The following is a 310-nucleotide window of genomic DNA, read 5'->3' on the forward strand; positions in this document are numbered from 1 at the left end:
CATTGGCTCATTATTTCTTTTCTCTTTATCAATCTCATCATGTCAAAGAACGCTTGTTTTTGCATCGACAGTCGATGCCGTGTTGCACTGGGTGTAAGTGCAACGTTACACTCGATGTCGATGCAACGCTGCACTTGGTGTCGATGCAACACTACATCGACCCACCCTGCAAATCATTCGATTTCAGGACGATCTCCGCCACCGGAGTCGCCTACCACCAGTTTCGTTGGATATTCCAGGGTACGTGCTTCTTTCAAAGTCGTACTGCTTTGGCTGAACTGTGTGACGATACGCAATGTATAGCTGCCGT

It is taken from the genome of Parabacteroides sp. AF17-3 (assembly GCF_003635445.1).
Lineage (GTDB): Bacteria > Bacteroidota > Bacteroidia > Bacteroidales > Tannerellaceae > Parabacteroides > Parabacteroides goldsteinii.